Here is a 15,124-nt window from a genome sequence, read left to right as displayed (position 1 = left end):
AATCTCTGTGGTAGCGGTACGACCACCTACATCAAGGGCAGCGTTCCCCTCTGCCCGTCGAGCGGAACCTACACCCTGGGACTTTTGGGCACCGACCCGACCTGCTCCATCGGTACTGGCGCAGCAGTCTCCCACGTCCTGCCGTAGGCTTAGCGGGCTAACAAACCAAAAACGCCCCCCGGAGCAACTTGCTCCGGGGGGCGTTTTTTGCTTTAGAGCTCGCGCTGGATCTGGCGCATCTCGTAGCACTCGAAGATATCGCCCACTTGCAGCTCGTTGTAGCCACGCAGAGTGATACCACACTCGTAGCCCGTGGCCACTTCTCGCTGGTCATCTTTGAAGCGCTTGAGCGTCTCAATGGGCCCTTCGTGAATCATGTCCTTGCCTCGGAAGACACGGACACTGGAGTTGCGTTTTATCACCCCATCAAGAACATAGGAACCTGCAATGGAGCGATTTCCGGGCAGACGGAACATCTGTCGTAGCTCCGCCTTGCCGATAATGGCTTCCTCGTAGATCGGGGGAAGAAGCGCTAGCATGCCATCTTTGACCGCATCAATCAGCTCGTAGATGATTGAGAAGATCTTGATCTGGACATGCTCAGCCTCCGCCTTTTTGGTGGCATTACCTGCCATCCCGACATTGAAACCGACGATCATACAGTTCTTCGCGTCGGCTTGGTGGTCGGCAGAAGCGATCAGAACATCGCTATCGGAGACGGGGCCGACCCCTGCGGAGAGAACCCGTACCCGGACTTCGTCGTTACCCAGAGGCTCGACACTGTCGCGGATGGCCTGGACACTGCCCTGTACGTCGGCCTTGATCACGAGGTTGAGTTCCTTGATCGGGCCCGATAGTAGCCGTGCGTAGAGCTGCTCCAGCGTGAGATTGCCGTTGGACGTAAACCTCGCTTCGCGCATCCGATCTCCACGGCGCTGAGCAAGGGCACGTGCCTCTTTCTCATCCTTGGCGACTTCGATGCGCTCACCTGCATCTGGCACGCCCCCGAGGCCGATGATCTCCACCGGCGAGGAGGGCCCCGCTTTGACCAGCTTGGTTCCACGCTCGTCGGTCATTCCGCGTACTTTACCGAAGATGCCCCCCGCCACGACATTATCGCCCTGGCGCAGGGTTCCTTGCTGAACGAGAACCGTGGCGACCGTCCCACGGCCTTTATCCACTTTGGCCTCGATAATCGTGCCCTGCATCTTGGCGTGGGGATCCGCCTTGGGGTCTACCTCGATCTCCGTGACAAGCAGAATCGCTTCGAGCAGCTCGGGAATTCCCTGACCGGTCTTGGCGGAGATATTGACGGTGGGAACCGTGCCTCCGAAGGCTTCCGGAACCAGCTCGTAGCGCGTGAGATCCGTGAGAACCTTGTCCGGATTTGCATCCGGAAGATCGCACTTGTTCACTGCGACAATAATGGGCACCTTGGCCTGAAGCGCCACCTGAATGGCCTCCTCAGTCTGGGGCATGACGGAGTCGTTGGCGGCAACGACAATAATCACAATGTCTGTCACCGATGTACCACGCTTGCGCATGGCGGAGAAGGCGGCGTGGCCAGGCGTGTCTAAGAAAGTGATGCGCTTGCCATCAATTTCGACCTGGTAGGCACCAATGTGCTGGGTGATCCCACCTGCCTCACCATCAACGACGTGGGCTTTGCGCAGGAAGTCCAGCAGGCTGGTCTTGCCATGGTCAACGTGCCCCATGATCGTCACCACAGGGGGACGGGAAATGGAGTCGGTGGGCTTGCCTTTGTTGCTAAACGACTTGGGCGCAGACTGCGGACGGGAGGTGGCGCTGGGTTTCTCCGTGGGAGCTACTTTGGGCGCTGCTACTGTTGCCACGGGGGCTTCGGGAGCCTCCCCAATCACGACGGTCTTCCCGAGTTTTTTTGCGATTCTTTGCACCGCATCGGGCGCAAGCCGCTGGTTCAGTCCCGCGAGGACACCCATGCCCATCAGGACTTTTTGTACTTCGCTGGGGCCAACCCCGAGCTTCTCCCCCAGCTCCTTGACGGTCACATTGACAGGGATGACAATGGTATCGCTCCCAGAAGCTGCGGTGGCTGTCTCCGCAGGGACGGCGAGAACCTCACGCGCTTTTATTGTTGTGGTATCGTCTAGCTCTTGCGAGGGAGCAAACTTGCCCACTCCGGCCTTATCCAGACGACTGACGATCTCCTGGTTGGAGATCCCTAATTCCTTGGCCAGTTCGAAAACTTTCACCGGCATCGCACACCTCTTTCCGCTTGCGCTCGCATGGAGCGCGGTCACGTCCTTATTCGTTCATGGGACGTTCCTCCGACAAATAGATTTTTTCTTCGGGGTGACACAGCAAAAAGGGGCCCTAGGGCCCCTCACTGGTTCCAAACGAATATCATATCGCACTTTCAGGCGGTATGGCAGCCCGAAGCGCTACCAGAACTTCTTCCGTGAGAGAAATCTTAAGAGAGCGCTCCAGTGCCTTGCGCTTTACGGCCAGCTCGATACACTCCGGGGTGGGGCAGAGATACGCGCCACGCCCGCTCTTTTTCCCCGTCGGGTCCAGTACGATACCAGCCCCCTCAGGAAGCCGCACCAGACGCAGGAGCCCCCGCTTGCCGCCTGCCGTCCGACAGGCCACACAAGTACGGATCGGCTGACGCTTTGCCGGGGACATTCCTACTCCTCGTCGTCGAAATCGGCCAGGGTGATCGGCGGCAGATCCGCGCCTTCGTCGTCGGTGGGAACCTCTGTCGGAAGTGCTACCACGGCGGCGGGGGCGAGTCGGTCTTTGGCTATTTGCGACTCCGAGCGGATATCAATGCGCCAGCCCGTCAAGCGTGCCGCGAGCCGAACATTCTGGCCCGCCTTGCCAATGGCCAGAGATAGCTGGTTATCCGGCACTACCACAAACGCTGACTTTTGTTCCTCATCCGCCTTCACCGACGCCACTTTCGCTGGCGAGAGCGCTTCGGTGATGAACAGGCGGGTATCTTGCCCCCAGCGCACGATGTCCATTTTCTCGCCGCGTAGCTCGTCCACCACGGCTTGCACACGCTGGCCACGATGCCCGACGCAGGAACCCACGGGATCCACGCGCTCCTCTTTGGAGGTTACGGCGATCTTACTGCGCTGGCCTGCCTCGCGTGCCACGGACTTGATCGAGACCGTGCCATCCGCGATTTCGGGGACTTCCATCTCAAAAAGGCGGCGGATCAGGCTCGGGTGGGAGCGGCTGACAATCACCTGTGGCCCTTTCGCCCCTTTACGGACATCCAGCACCAAAAAGCGGAAACGCTCGTTGTGGCGGTAGTTCTCGCTCTCGACTTGCTCTTTCTCAGGGAGAATCGCTTCAATCTTGCCTAAATTGATGATGACATTGCGGCCCTCACGACGAAACACCGTGCCGGTCATTAGCTCGCCCTGGCGCTGGTCAAACTCATTGAAGATCTTGTCGCGCTCTGCCTCGCGGATACGCTGGACAACCACCTGCTTGGCGGTCTGGGCGGCAATCCGGCTCATGCGCTCCATGTCCTTGTCGCTCAGGCGATCCTCGACGATCATCCCTAGCTCGACCTTGGCATTATGGCTAGCACGCGCCTCCGTTAAGCTGATCTCGGCATGAGGACTGACAACACTCTCAACGACCGTGCGGCGTCGGAAATAGATAGGGGTCTTGTTAGGGACATTCTCAAGCCGTAGGCTAACATCATGGTCCACGCCCAAAGTCTTTTTATACGCCGTGGACATTGCTGCCTCTAGCGCCTGCCAGAGGGTATCGAACGGGATGTCCTTCTCGCGCTCGATCTGGCGCAGTGCCTCTATAAATTCCGCGTTCATCTTCGGTCGTCTCCCTCCACAGAGTAGATTTGCGGCACAGAATAAAAAAAGCGCGCCGTTGGGCTCGCTTTCTGATTGCGCCTGATGTCAGTTATGGAGTGCTAGCGCACTCCACGATTGCGTGACTAGTCTATCATATTCCTGATTCCCCGCGCAACGCCACCAAAGGGACAAACGCCACCCACAGGAACCAGGAACGTGGACGGCTACTTTCGCCAGAGCCAGCGCAGCGACTCAGGAAGTAGGGCTTGGCCGTGCTTGCCGGAGTGGAAGCCCTCGCCGAAGACGAACTTGAAGTCGTAGCCGGAGTAGGCGAGGGATTTTGCCATGCCCTGGTTGGCGAGGGGCCAGTTGCCAAACGGGTTATCCAGGTCATTGGCGCCATCTTGGAGAAACACGCGGATGGGCTTGGGGCTACCCTTGCTCTGGCGCACCAGAGGCGGGTAGTTGTGACCGCCGCTGATCTTATTGGCACCACCTTGTAGGTTCACGAAGCTCCCGACCCAAGAGAGCACTTTCGAGAACTGATCGGGGCGCTCCCAGGCCACCGTAAACGCACAGATGCCCCCGCTGGAGCTGCCCGCAATCGCCCGGTCGGCGGGGTTGGTGGAGAGGTTATAGGTCTTCGCCACCTCGGGGAGAATCTCGGTGAGCAGCATCTCTGAGTATTTTGGGGAGAGCGTATCGTATTCAAAGCTGCGGTTGGAGCGTCCTCCCTCAAACGTCCCCGGGTTGATGAAAATCCCAATCGTCACCGGCATCTCTGACCTCGCGATTAGATTGTCAAAGACGGGCGGGATGTAGTTCTTCGGCCCCGCGCCATCTTGGAAAACCATCACGGCGGCGGGCTTGGCGGGGTCGTATTGGGCAGGCACATAGATCCACCACGGGCGGCTCGTGCCCGCGAAGACTTGGCTCTTAAAGCTGCCCTTATCCGTGACCGTGCCCTTGGGGACACCGTCGTGGTACTTGGCATCGGCGGGCGTGGTGTAGACCTCAAGCTGCCCTCCGCCGCGCTTCTCGCCTCCCATCTCCATGTGCCACAAAAAGCCCGTGCCCTCTGGAAGCGTCGCCACGGCGGCCCAGACATTGCTCGTGCCGATGCGCTTGAGCGACAAGGTGAAGGCGCTGGTCTCGCTCACCACCTTGGGGTCTTTCTCACCATCAGCCAGCTCGATGGCAAACGCCACCGTGCAGTCGTCGGTCTTGACGCCGCCCTTGAGCAAGTTCGCCGCGCCAAACCAGCGGCGCACTGCATCGGGTGTCGCTGCACCGTCGCGAAGCTGCGCGTGCGTGAGGGGGGGCTGTGCTGGGGTCTGGAGGAGAGACGCGACCAGAGGGAGGGTGAAAAGCAAAGTGTTCATGCGTAGCGGTTCGACAGGAATAATCCAGTTTCCTTTGCGCCAATAAACAAAACGGGAACTCTTTGCCTTCGCTAAGGCTCCAAGCACTTGCCCTTCGTTTTCTGCGAGGGCAAGAAAAGGCGGTACTCCTCATGGAGAACCCAACGATTCAAGCGACCCTTCGGGGCAAGCAATCACACGGCGAGCTGACACGCATGCGAAAATCAGGTCAGACAGCGGTTTCCCTCTCAGGAAAAGACACGGCCCCCGTTTCTCTCTATGTGGCTACCGCTGAGATTGAGAAGGCGATTCGGGCACGAGTGGGCGATGGCAAGCACGTCCAGCTCGGGTTTGAAGGCGAGAGCTATCTCACGCGGTTGGCTCAGGTAAAACGCCATCCCATCTCGGGGGACCTTCTGACGGTCGCGCTACAAAAGGTCATCACAGACTAGGCGCGGGCAACCGACGTAGAGGAGAGAGCTTCCTCCAGGGCGAAAGATAGCTCTGGAGGAAGCGATGATGGCGACACGGGGTTTAGTGGTAGCAGCAAACGGGGCGGCGGCGACGAGCCAGCCCTTGGCAACGGCGGCGGCGCTTGCTGTGCTGGGGCGTGGGGGGACATTTGCCGATGCCGCCATTGCAGCCTCAGCCGTTCTGTGCGTGATCGAGCCCTGGAACTCTCATCTGGGTGGGGATGCTTTCTTAATTGTTCACGACGCAAAGCGGCGCGAGACACTTGCCTACAACGCCTCGGGAGCCGCACCCCAATCCGCGACCCTGGCGAGCTACCCCAATGGTGTCCCGATTCATGGCCCGCGCTCGGCCACGGTGCCGGGTCTGGTAGATGCCTGGTTTGAACTTCACGCCCGCCACGGTGCGCTTCCTTTCCTTGAGCTTCTCGTGCCCGCGCTGGACTACGCGTTCAGCGGCTACCCCGCCGGGCCACGCGCCATCAAAAAGTTCGCCGAGTTTGTGCACGTGCCTGGCTTAGAGGCGCTCGGCACGAAAACGCCTGCGCTTGGTGAGATGATCCGCCAGCCGGAGCTTGCCTGGAGCCTGGAGGAGCTCGCCACACACGGCCGCGAGGCGTTTTACTCCGGTGCGATTGCAAAGAAGATCGTCGCGGCCTCGGACGGGCACTTCACCATGGCCGATCTGGCCGCGCATAAAACGCGCATTCTCGCGCCCCTCTCCGTGGGCTACCGTGGCCTGACGGTTCACTGCCAGCCGCCGCCGTCGCAGGGGATGATTTTAGCACAGGAGCTGGCGCTGGCTGAGGGCTTCGATCTCGTAGCCATGACCGAGGCCCAGCGCACGCACATCCTCGTCGAGTGTAAAAAACGCGCCTTCGCGGACCGCTTCGCCTACTTGGCAGACCCCGAGTGGCGCGACATTCCCCTCACAAAACTCCTCAGCGAGCCGTACTTAGCCAAGCGTCGTGCAGAGATCGGCGCGACGGCAACCGCAATGCTCCCCCGCCCGGCGGGGGCGGGGGGGGATGAAGGCCAGGACACGACTTATTTTCTGGTCGCGGATAGCCACGGCAACGCCGTGAGCTTTATCCAGAGCGTCTTCCATAACTTTGGCAGCGCGTGGATTCCAGGCGGCACGGGTATTCTCTTCAACAACCGCCTCACCGGCTTCTCGCTCGACCCCGCCTCGCCCAACGTTCTCGCGCCCGGCAAGCGCCCCGCGCACACGCTCAATGCCTGGATCGCCACCCACCCCGATGGCTCGCTGGCACTTGTGGGAGGGACACCGGGGGCCAATATCCAGGTGCAGACCAACTTGCAGCTCCTGGTGAACACGTTGGACTTAGGACTTGACCCGCAAGAAGCCATCGAGCGCCCGCGCTGGCAGCACTCCTCGGATGGGGGTAATACCGGCCAGAGTGAGACGGGCCTCGGCGTTCTGGAAATCGAAGACCGCGCCGACGCAAGCCTCTTTACCGCACTGACCGAGCGCGGCCACGACACACGCCCCATTGGCCCGTGGGCACACGGCTCGGCGGCACAGCTTCTCAAAGTGCTTCCCAGCGGCGCCTACGCCGTCGGCTCCGACCCCCGCTGCGATGGCCACGCGGGAGGAATCTAGCTCCTTCGTCAAATTAAGACTCCTTCGTCAAATTAAGAAGCTCTGTTCATCTGGCTTTGCGGATTGCAGGAGGTTGGCAAGCTTCAGCTGGGCTTTCAGCAAGGTCTTGACACCTGGTAGTTTTCTGGTACTGTGTTGACTAACCTGGTGCTGAGATTAACCAATACCGTGACCATCGGGGGTCATCGAAATACGCTCAAGGAACCGTTTTTACAATCTATGAAAACTACTCGCTCTACATTTCTGACTGCTCACGCGCAACTTAGCTTCACTGGACTGGGCGATCTGGCAGGGGGAAGCCTTGGTAGCTGGCTATTCTTTAGCTCTGCCAACGGTGTCTCGTCTGATGGCAGTGTCGTCGTGGGGGAAAGCTACTCCGCCAGTGGTACTGAGGCATTTCGCTGGACGCAAGCGGGTGGCATGGTGAACCTGAAAGATTTTCTCGTGGCAGGTGGAGTTACCGGGTTGGGGAGCTGGACACTGACGTGGGCCTTAGCAATCTCTGCGGATGGCACGACCATTGTGGGCCGCGGCACGAACCCTAGCGGTCAAACAGAAGCCTGGCGTGCGACGATTAGCTCCTCCTCCGCCCCCTGAACCCAGCACCTTCGCGCTCCTCTCCCTCGGTATCGTGGGCGGCATCGTGGCGAGGCGACGAAAGAAGTAGGCGAGGCTTCCTGGTAGAAGCCGAGGAGCTTCCACTCCCCCTTGGAGATGGGGTGGAAGCTCCTCCCACAGACGCAAGCACGGTGGCGATACTGACCTCGGGTCGAACGTTAGATTAATTCTGTGAGCAGGGATGAAAAAACCAGGTTGTCGTCAGTGGTGTATTTTTCGTGACAACTTGACAAGTAAATATTTGGGCGATATATTTTCCCTATGAAAACATTACCCGTTGGTGAGATCAAAGCCCAATTCTCTGAAGTTCTTGAAAAAGTTAAGCAGGGAGAATCATTCGGGATACTCTATGGGAAAAAGAAAAAACCAATTGCCATGATTGTCCCCTATATTGATTCTGAAGAAAAGGCAGAACGCAAACTTGGAATTCTCGACGGAAAAGTTAAAATTACGTTTGCAGATGATTTCAAGATGACGGAAGAAGAATTCTTGGGGCTTCGATGAAATACTTGCTTGATACACATACTTTTATTTGGTCAATTTGTGAATCTTCCTTGTTGCCAGAGCGTGTGATCGCTGAAATCAAGAATCCAGAGAATGAAATTTATATTAGCTCCGTCAATCTATGGGAAATTTCGATTAAGAGTAGGATCAAGAAAATTGACCTTGGGACGGTAGAAGTAGCTGACTTGATTGGGCTTGCCGAGGAAATGGGAATCCAATTGATCGGTCTTTTGCCAGAAGAAGCGGTGAGTTATGGAAAGCTCCAAGAAAATAGCCATTTTGATCCGTTTGATAGAATGCTGATTTGGCAAGCGATAAGTCGTAAACTCACCATCGTCAGTAAAGATTCGGAGTTTAAGAAATTCATTCCAGACGGACTGAAAATACTCTGGAAATAGAAAGAAGCCTCCCGTCCTTGTTGGTCTTTCGTAGAATCTGCTATCATTTGGCATGATCTTATTCACGATGGTGTCTCCCGCCGCACTGTACGCAGCGCAGCCTGCCAAAGACAAAGACTACGAGGCGCAGATTCGGTGGACGCGCTACGGCATCCCGCATATCACGGCCAAGGACTTTGGGAGCCTCGCGTTTGGCGAGGGCTACGCTTTTGCCAAAGACCATCTGGGCTCGCTGCTGGATCAGGTTATCAAGGTGCGCGGCGAGCGCACGCGCTACTTCGGGGCGGGCGCGGGGGATCGGCACCTCAATAGCGACATCACGTTCCGGGCGCTGGGCTTTGTGGAGCAGGCAAAGGCGCTTTTTCCCAAGCTCTCCCAGGAGAACCGGGAGACGCTGGAGGGCTACGCCGCTGGGATCAATGCGTACCGGCGGGAGAACCCGGCTCAGTGCGCGGCCAGTGTGGCGCACTGGGGGCTGGGTAGCGACTGGCTCTTTGACGTCACGCCGCTCGATATTCTCGCCTACAACCAGTCCGTGATCGCGACCACGCCCAATCTCGGGGACTTGATCGCCACGGCTACGCCGCCTAAATCCGATGGATCAGAGCCGGTGGCGGAGGGGCTTCCAATCCCGGAGTTTCCGCAGGCGAGCAATGGCTGGGCGCTGGGCTCGGAGCGCTCGGCGCAGGGTGGGGGGATGCTGATGGCAAACCCGCACTTTCCCTGGACCGGCGCGTTTCGGTTCTGGGAGAAGCACCTGACCATTCCGGGCAAGCTCAATGTCTACGGCGTGAGTTTGCTGGGGAGTCCGGGTGTCCTGATCGGCTTCAACGAGGCAATCGCGTGGACGCACACGGTCTCGGCGGGCAAGCGCTTTGTTTTTTACACGCTGGACCTCGTGCCCGGCCACCCGACCCGCTACTACTACGATGGTCAAGAGCGCGAAATGACGGTCAAGCACCTCACTTTTGAGGTTCGCCAGCCCGACGGCTCGCTCAAGAAAGTGGAGCGCGAGCTCTATGCCAGCCACTACGGCCCGATGGTTAATGTGGCGGGCTTTGAGTGGAGTACCAAGCGCGGGGTCTGCGTGCGCGATGCCAACGCCAACAACACCCAGTTCTACGACCAGCGCCTCGCCATGAACCAGGCCAGGAGCCTTGCGGAGTTTCAGCAGGCACACGCACGCTACAACGCCGTCCCGTGGGTCAACACCATTGCCGCCAGCGCCGATGGCCGCGCCTGGTTCGCGGACACGTCGGCGACCCCGTATCTCAGCCCGGCAGCGACGGCGGCATTTTCCCAGCGATTAAACTCGGACTTTCTGGCGAAGGTGGCCTGGCAGCGTGGGGTGGCTTTGCTCGATGGGAGTAAGTCGGTCAACGAGTGGCAAAATGACCCGACGACACGGCCTGGCGTTCTGCCGTACTCCAAGATGCCCCAGCTAGAGCGCCGCGACTATGTCTTCAACGCCAACGATAGCTACTGGCTCACCAACCCACAGCAGCCACTCACGGGCTTTTCGCCGCTCCAGGGCGATGAGGCCACGGCGCGCTCGCTGCGAACCCGCATGAACGCATTAGTGCTGGAGGGCACGCAGAAGTTCTCGCTGGATGCGCTGGCGGCGGCGGCAGTCAATAACCGCAGCCTCTCGGCGGAGCTACTGCGTGCTGAGCTGGTCGCGCGGGTCAAGTCTGCGGGGAGCGTCGTGATCGAGGGGAACACGGTTGACCTGCGCCCTGCCAGTCAGATTCTGGCGGCCTGGGACGGGAAGTTCAACACGGAGAGCGTGGGAGCCGTGCTCTGGCGGGAGTTTATCACGCTCTACAGCCCGGCGGATACCCAGAAAGCTGGGGCACTCTTCAAAAACGACTTTGACCCCAAACAGCCCGTCGCGACCCCGTCGGTGCTTGCCGCTCCCAAAGATGGCACGGACACGGCGCTGGTAAATCTCGGGCGAGCCGTGCTCGTGCTCAAGAGCGCCGGAATCGCCCTGGAGACCCCGCTGGGCAAGCTCCAGTACAGCGATAAGCGCCCGGGGCGCATCCCCATTCATGGCGGCGACGGTGCCTTGGAGGGCCTCACCAACGTCGTCGGGTTTGGCAGCAACCGCACCAGTCTGGAGCCCTTTGCCAGCCCCGCAAGTGTTATTGGCAGTCGCTCGCTCACCAAAGACGGCTATCTGATCAACCAGGGGAGCAGCTTCATGATGGCCCTGGAGTTCACCAAGCAAGGCCCCAAAGCCGTCGCCGTCCTCACCTACTCCCAGTCCGGCGACCCCCGCTCCCCCCACTTCTCCGACCAGACCGCGCTCTTTGGTGCGAAACAGTGGCGGCCTATTCTCTTCACCGAAAAAGAGATTAAGGCAGATACTGCGCTTATTGTCTTGAAAGTGCACGGTAAACGTCCCTAGAAATCGTGGACGGCGAGAAAGAGCTACAAGACTAGTTGTACGTAGAGGGAAAAAACCACATGGAAATACTAATTGTCCTCATTCCCATCGTAATCATCGCGGTGCTGTTCCTCAAAGGATTCGATCAAATTGCCGGGCGAGGCCCGAAGCAGGTGTCCGACGGCATCCGGCGAGCAACAGAGAGCGGTGACCGCATTCCATGCCCGATGTGCGCGGAGCGGATACTGCCGCAAGCGAAGATTTGCCCGTTCTGCAAGTCTCAGCTCAAAACATGAGTCCAACCATACATTGGAACGAACCGCGAGTCAGCCGACCGGCTCGCTTGGTGAAGGTGGGAGTCAGTGATGGCTGGCTCGCGGTCGCTTACTTTTTACGTTGTTAAAGTCTCCGTTACTTGGTGGTCTCTCCTAGAATCTGCTATCATTCGGCAAGCGTTCAGAGGTGAAGCGCGAAGGAGTGGCGCGGCAGGCGGATAGAAATCGAGTGTATAATAGAGGGTAGCGCGAACGGTTCGCGCTCCCACTCCGATTTCTGCGAGGAAAACAATGGTTCAGACAATGGAAGCCCTTTTCGATGGCACGGTGTTGCATCCCGACACGCCGTTACCGTTAGAAGCGAATACGCGAGTACGCTTGACCGTCGAAACGCTACCTGCCGAAGAACAACGTCCGCGCTCCTTCCTGCGCACCGCGCGTTCCCTGAAGCTGGAAGGCCCCGCCGACTGGTCGGCAAACCTGAACCACTACCTGTATGGAGAAGAGAATGAGCCGACTGACTGAGGCGTTCCTGGATGCCGCCTATGCCATTGCCCTTGCTGCTCCTGGTGATCAGTTTCACGCGAAGGCGGAAAAACTTGCCGAGCAGATGGAACACGATGGTACAAAGCTCATCACGACGCGAGCCGTCCTGCTCGAAATTGGCAACGCGCTGGGAAAACAACGCTATCGGGCGGATGCTGTCGCTCTATTGGAAGCACTGGAAGCAGACCCCGGTGTGGAAATCATGCCTCTCACGGAAGATCTGTTCGCCCGTGCTTTTCAACTTTACTGTTCCCGACCCGATAAGGAATGGGGACTGATCGACTGCGTATCGTTCACCGTTATGCAGGAACAGGGCATTCTGGCGGCCTTGACTACAGATGACCATTTCCAGCAGGCGGGATTTCGCGTTCTGTTGCGAGAGTCGTAGCCGGGTTTACCTGTTCACCAAAAAAGAGATCAAGGCAGACCCGACACTCACGAGCTTAAAAGTGCGCGGCAAACGTCTCTAAGCCTCTTGACAGTACCTTTTCTCTACGGTAAGCTATTGGCGACAAAAAAAGTCGGCGATAGTATTTATCGCCAAGAAAAGGATATTCCCGTCATGCGTTTGCGCTCTGTCTTTACGCTTATCGAGCTTCTCGTCGTTATTGCAATTATTGCTATCTTAGCCGCGATTCTCTTTCCCGTCTTTGCTCAGGCGCGGGCCAAGGCACGCCAGGCAAGCTCTCTCTCCAATCTTAAGCAGCTCGGTATGGCGGTCTCGATGTACGCTCAAGATTGGGAGGCCTATCCCTACCACTCTTCCCCATCGAGCCAGTCGCCGCGCACTCGCTGGGCCGACTATCTCTTTCCCTATGTTAAAAGCGAGCAGCTCTTTCGAGCCCCAGGAGCCCCCAATACGCTCCACCGCAAGCCCTTTGCCCACAATCCCTCGGCCCTCTACGGGAGCTACGGCTACAACTACCAGTATCTTGGCAACAACCGCCATCCCTTTGCTGCCACCGATGCTGATATCGAGCGCCCCGCCGAGACCATTGCGCTGGCCGATACCGAGGGCTGCAGCTTCGATAAGGGCGTACTCAATGCCGGCAACTACGTGATTGACCCACCGCTCCCCAGCCTGCGTGGAAGCCGCCCAACAACGCCCGGCGACGGCTTATATGGGGCACCAGGAACCAGTGAGTGCAGCGGCCTCTGGCTCTGCCGTGCGGTTCCTGCGGAGCGACATAGTGAGATGGTGACTGTCGCCTTCGCCGATGGCCATGCCAAGGCGATGAAGCGCAAGCAGATGGACGACTCCAACCGCGATGGGGTGCCCGACAACGGTCTTTGGAGCGGAAAAGCAGATCCCACGCAACGGTAAAAACAATAAAACATGCTCAATGGCTTTCTTTTGTCCAACATCGTCCATAACGCAGAGCGGGTACTATGGGAAAGTGACCGACTTTCCCTTTAGCCTTGCTGTCTTCGATCTCGATGGCACCCTCCTCGGCCCCGATAAAGAGATCTCTCCTGCCAATGCCGCCGCTGTCGCTCAGCTTCAGTCTCTTGGTTGCACGGTGATTCTGGCCTCGGGGCGGCCCCACTCAAATATTCTGCGCTTTCAGACTCAGCTCGGGCTACACGGGCCGATTGTCAGTGGTAACGGGGCGCTGGTGAAAGTGGACGTGACCGGGGAAGTCTGGCGGGCAGTCCTCTTTGACCTTGAGCTCGCGAGCCTGCTTCTGGACGAGGGCCGAGCGCTGGGGATCACGCAGATATGGGATGGCCCTCAGGGAGTGGTTGGCTGGGAGCGCACACGGCACTTCGAGATTCTGGAGGAGCGCACCAAAGCAACCTACGAAGTCGTCGGCGACCCACGCCTGCGCTTTCCGGGTGAGTCGCCCTTCAAGATTCTCTGGATCGCCGATGCCGCCCAGATTGCAAAGCTGGATCAAATCTGGCGCGAGCGACTAGGACAGCGTGCCTACATCACCATCACCGACCCAGAGTACCTAGAGTTCTCCGATCCAACCGTCAATAAAGCCACCGCGCTCCAAGTTGTCGCCGAGCGTCTGGGAATTGGGCGTGAAGAGATCGTCTTTTTTGGCGACGGTGACAACGATGCGGAGCTGCTACGCTGGGCCGGACTCGGAGTCGCCATGCCCCACTCTCGCCCTATGGCCCTCGCCGCCGCAGACATAGTCGGCCCCGAAGCCCTAGAAGAAAACGCCGTTGCCGCCGCCGTCGCGCAGTTTCTCGCTTAACGGAACTGATCGAGAAGGCGCAGGATCCAGCGGAAGAGTCCCACAATATCCAGCAGAAGCTCGGTAGCGGCCTCACCGGGCGTCATGGTCTGACCATTGTCGCGGAGCAGACGGCTGGTATCAAAAAGAACCCAGACCCCCATCACAATGGCTCCCAGCGCTGCGATTCCAAGGCTGAGCAAAGGGATGTGCAGGAAGATATTGAGAATGATCCCGACGAGCAGTATCCAGAACGACGTCCAGAGAAAACCGATCAGGTAGCTGAAGTCTTTGCGCGTCGTATGGGCATAGAGTGTCAGCCCCGTAAACGCCCCCAGCGTCAACAAAGTACCAGGCAGGAAGACATGACCGTACTGATGCCCCAGCCAGCCCATCATGATCCCCGTTGCGAGGGTAAACAGGGGTAGGACGACACGGGTAGGCTTTCGCCAGCCGAAGCACACCGCTATCCACATGATCAGTGAGAAAATTCCTCCAATGATCGCAAAGAGGGGAGAATGTGGGAGCAGGTTGTAGGAGAGCACCCCCAGGCCCGACATCCCCAGCATCCCAAACAGGAAGAGGCGATAGGTCTCACGGACAAAGGGGGTCAGGAGGGTACCCATTCCCTGTGGAGAAGGCGGTTGCATCTGAAACTGATCGTAGCTCATGGTAATCCGGCGTATTGTACGCCAAAATTATTTCCTCTGCCCAGCGACCCAGCGCCAGCCGGAGCGAGTCGCCGCTCTCGTGTGCGTGAACCAAAAGTGATAGACAACGCCCAAGAAGAGGCCACTGCTAAAGAAAACCGAAAAAGATTCCTTAATGTTCTTGACAGTTTGTGTATGCTGCGATAATATTCTCCTTGCGCTTCGGACAAACCCGACGCAGACGACGAGAAGAAATGACAGTCGTTGACGCACTTTAACAATAAAATAGTG

17 protein-coding genes are annotated in these 15,124 nt (G+C 58.3%); 12 read left to right on the top strand and 5 right to left on the bottom strand.

Annotation, left to right across the window (positions count from 1 at the left end):
• Positions 1 to 212: 212 nt before the first annotated feature.
• The 4 genes from infB to ACH2ED_RS17960 form a co-directional block, all read right to left on the bottom strand.
• Positions 213 to 2,240 (bottom strand): translation initiation factor IF-2, encoded by a 2,028-nt coding sequence (infB, locus tag ACH2ED_RS17975; RefSeq protein ID WP_395094059.1) that lies wholly within the window; start codon positions 2,238 to 2,240, stop codon positions 213 to 215.
• 145 nt (positions 2,241 to 2,385) lie between these two features.
• Positions 2,386 to 2,667: an RNase P modulator RnpM gene (gene rnpM / locus ACH2ED_RS17970; protein ID WP_395094058.1), complete on the bottom strand. Its 282-nt coding sequence runs from the start codon at positions 2,665 to 2,667 to the stop codon at positions 2,386 to 2,388.
• Between the two features lie 2 nt (positions 2,668 to 2,669).
• A complete protein-coding gene (nusA, locus tag ACH2ED_RS17965; RefSeq protein WP_395094056.1) occupies positions 2,670 to 3,830 on the bottom strand; it encodes a transcription termination factor NusA in 1,161 nt (386 codons plus the stop codon).
• 206 nt (positions 3,831 to 4,036) lie between these two features.
• A complete protein-coding gene (locus ACH2ED_RS17960) occupies positions 4,037 to 5,194 on the bottom strand; it encodes an alpha/beta hydrolase (protein ID WP_395094054.1) in 1,158 nt (385 codons plus the stop codon).
• A gap of 131 nt (positions 5,195 to 5,325) precedes the next feature.
• Here ACH2ED_RS17960 and ACH2ED_RS17955 point away from each other — a divergent pair, with 131 nt between their 5' ends.
• The 12 genes from ACH2ED_RS17955 to ACH2ED_RS17900 all read left to right on the top strand — a co-directional run bounded on the left by ACH2ED_RS17955 (position 5,326) and on the right by ACH2ED_RS17900 (position 14,204).
• The gene (locus ACH2ED_RS17955; RefSeq protein WP_395094052.1) at positions 5,326 to 5,625 is read left to right on the top strand and encodes a hypothetical protein; all 300 of its coding nucleotides are present in this window, start codon (positions 5,326 to 5,328) and stop codon (positions 5,623 to 5,625) included.
• A 64-nt stretch (positions 5,626 to 5,689) separates the two neighbouring features.
• Entirely contained in the window at positions 5,690 to 7,267 is a 1,578-nt protein-coding gene (locus ACH2ED_RS17950) for a gamma-glutamyltransferase family protein (protein ID WP_395094050.1), read from the top strand.
• A 219-nt stretch (positions 7,268 to 7,486) separates the two neighbouring features.
• The gene (locus ACH2ED_RS17945) at positions 7,487 to 7,864 is read left to right on the top strand and encodes a hypothetical protein (protein WP_395094048.1); all 378 of its coding nucleotides are present in this window, start codon (positions 7,487 to 7,489) and stop codon (positions 7,862 to 7,864) included.
• Positions 7,833 to 7,934 (top strand): PEP-CTERM sorting domain-containing protein, encoded by a 102-nt coding sequence (locus ACH2ED_RS17940; RefSeq protein ID WP_395094046.1) that lies wholly within the window; start codon positions 7,833 to 7,835, stop codon positions 7,932 to 7,934. The genes ACH2ED_RS17945 and ACH2ED_RS17940 overlap by 32 nt, the downstream gene beginning before the upstream one ends.
• A gap of 212 nt (positions 7,935 to 8,146) precedes the next feature.
• Positions 8,147 to 8,389 (top strand): type II toxin-antitoxin system Phd/YefM family antitoxin, encoded by a 243-nt coding sequence (locus ACH2ED_RS17935; RefSeq protein ID WP_395094045.1) that lies wholly within the window; start codon positions 8,147 to 8,149, stop codon positions 8,387 to 8,389.
• A complete protein-coding gene (locus ACH2ED_RS17930) occupies positions 8,386 to 8,787 on the top strand; it encodes a type II toxin-antitoxin system VapC family toxin (RefSeq protein WP_395094043.1) in 402 nt (133 codons plus the stop codon). The genes ACH2ED_RS17935 and ACH2ED_RS17930 overlap by 4 nt, the downstream gene beginning before the upstream one ends.
• A gap of 52 nt (positions 8,788 to 8,839) precedes the next feature.
• Positions 8,840 to 11,197 (top strand): acylase, encoded by a 2,358-nt coding sequence (locus ACH2ED_RS17925; RefSeq protein WP_395094042.1) that lies wholly within the window; start codon positions 8,840 to 8,842, stop codon positions 11,195 to 11,197.
• Positions 11,198 to 11,256: 59 nt separating this feature from the next.
• A complete protein-coding gene (locus tag ACH2ED_RS17920) occupies positions 11,257 to 11,472 on the top strand; it encodes a hypothetical protein (protein WP_395094040.1) in 216 nt (71 codons plus the stop codon).
• 282 nt (positions 11,473 to 11,754) lie between these two features.
• Positions 11,755 to 11,976 carry a hypothetical protein gene (locus ACH2ED_RS17915; RefSeq protein ID WP_395094038.1) on the top strand — a complete coding sequence of 74 codons (222 nt, stop codon included), beginning with the start codon at positions 11,755 to 11,757 and terminating at the stop codon, positions 11,974 to 11,976.
• Positions 11,960 to 12,385 (top strand): type II toxin-antitoxin system VapC family toxin, encoded by a 426-nt coding sequence (locus ACH2ED_RS17910; RefSeq protein WP_395094036.1) that lies wholly within the window; start codon positions 11,960 to 11,962, stop codon positions 12,383 to 12,385. Before ACH2ED_RS17915 ends, ACH2ED_RS17910 begins: the two co-directional genes overlap by 17 nt.
• A 174-nt stretch (positions 12,386 to 12,559) precedes the next feature.
• Positions 12,560 to 13,321 carry a DUF1559 domain-containing protein gene (locus tag ACH2ED_RS17905; protein WP_395094034.1) on the top strand — a complete coding sequence of 254 codons (762 nt, stop codon included), beginning with the start codon at positions 12,560 to 12,562 and terminating at the stop codon, positions 13,319 to 13,321.
• Positions 13,322 to 13,394: 73 nt separating this feature from the next.
• On the top strand, positions 13,395 to 14,204 hold the full coding sequence (locus ACH2ED_RS17900) for a Cof-type HAD-IIB family hydrolase (RefSeq protein ID WP_395094033.1): 810 nt from the start codon (positions 13,395 to 13,397) through the stop codon (positions 14,202 to 14,204).
• On the opposite strand, the gene ACH2ED_RS17895 is transcribed toward ACH2ED_RS17900, so the two are convergent.
• Positions 14,201 to 14,854: a Bax inhibitor-1 family protein gene (locus tag ACH2ED_RS17895; RefSeq protein ID WP_395094031.1), complete on the bottom strand. Its 654-nt coding sequence runs from the start codon at positions 14,852 to 14,854 to the stop codon at positions 14,201 to 14,203. The genes ACH2ED_RS17900 and ACH2ED_RS17895 overlap by 4 nt on opposite strands.
• Between the last annotated feature and the right edge of the window lie 270 nt (positions 14,855 to 15,124).

Origin of the sequence: Armatimonas sp. (genome assembly GCF_043757465.1) — a bacterium.
Taxonomy (GTDB): Bacteria; Armatimonadota; Armatimonadia; order Armatimonadales; family Armatimonadaceae; genus Armatimonas.
Note: the sequence above shows the minus strand (reverse complement) of the source record. Positions and strands in the feature narration are given on the sequence as shown.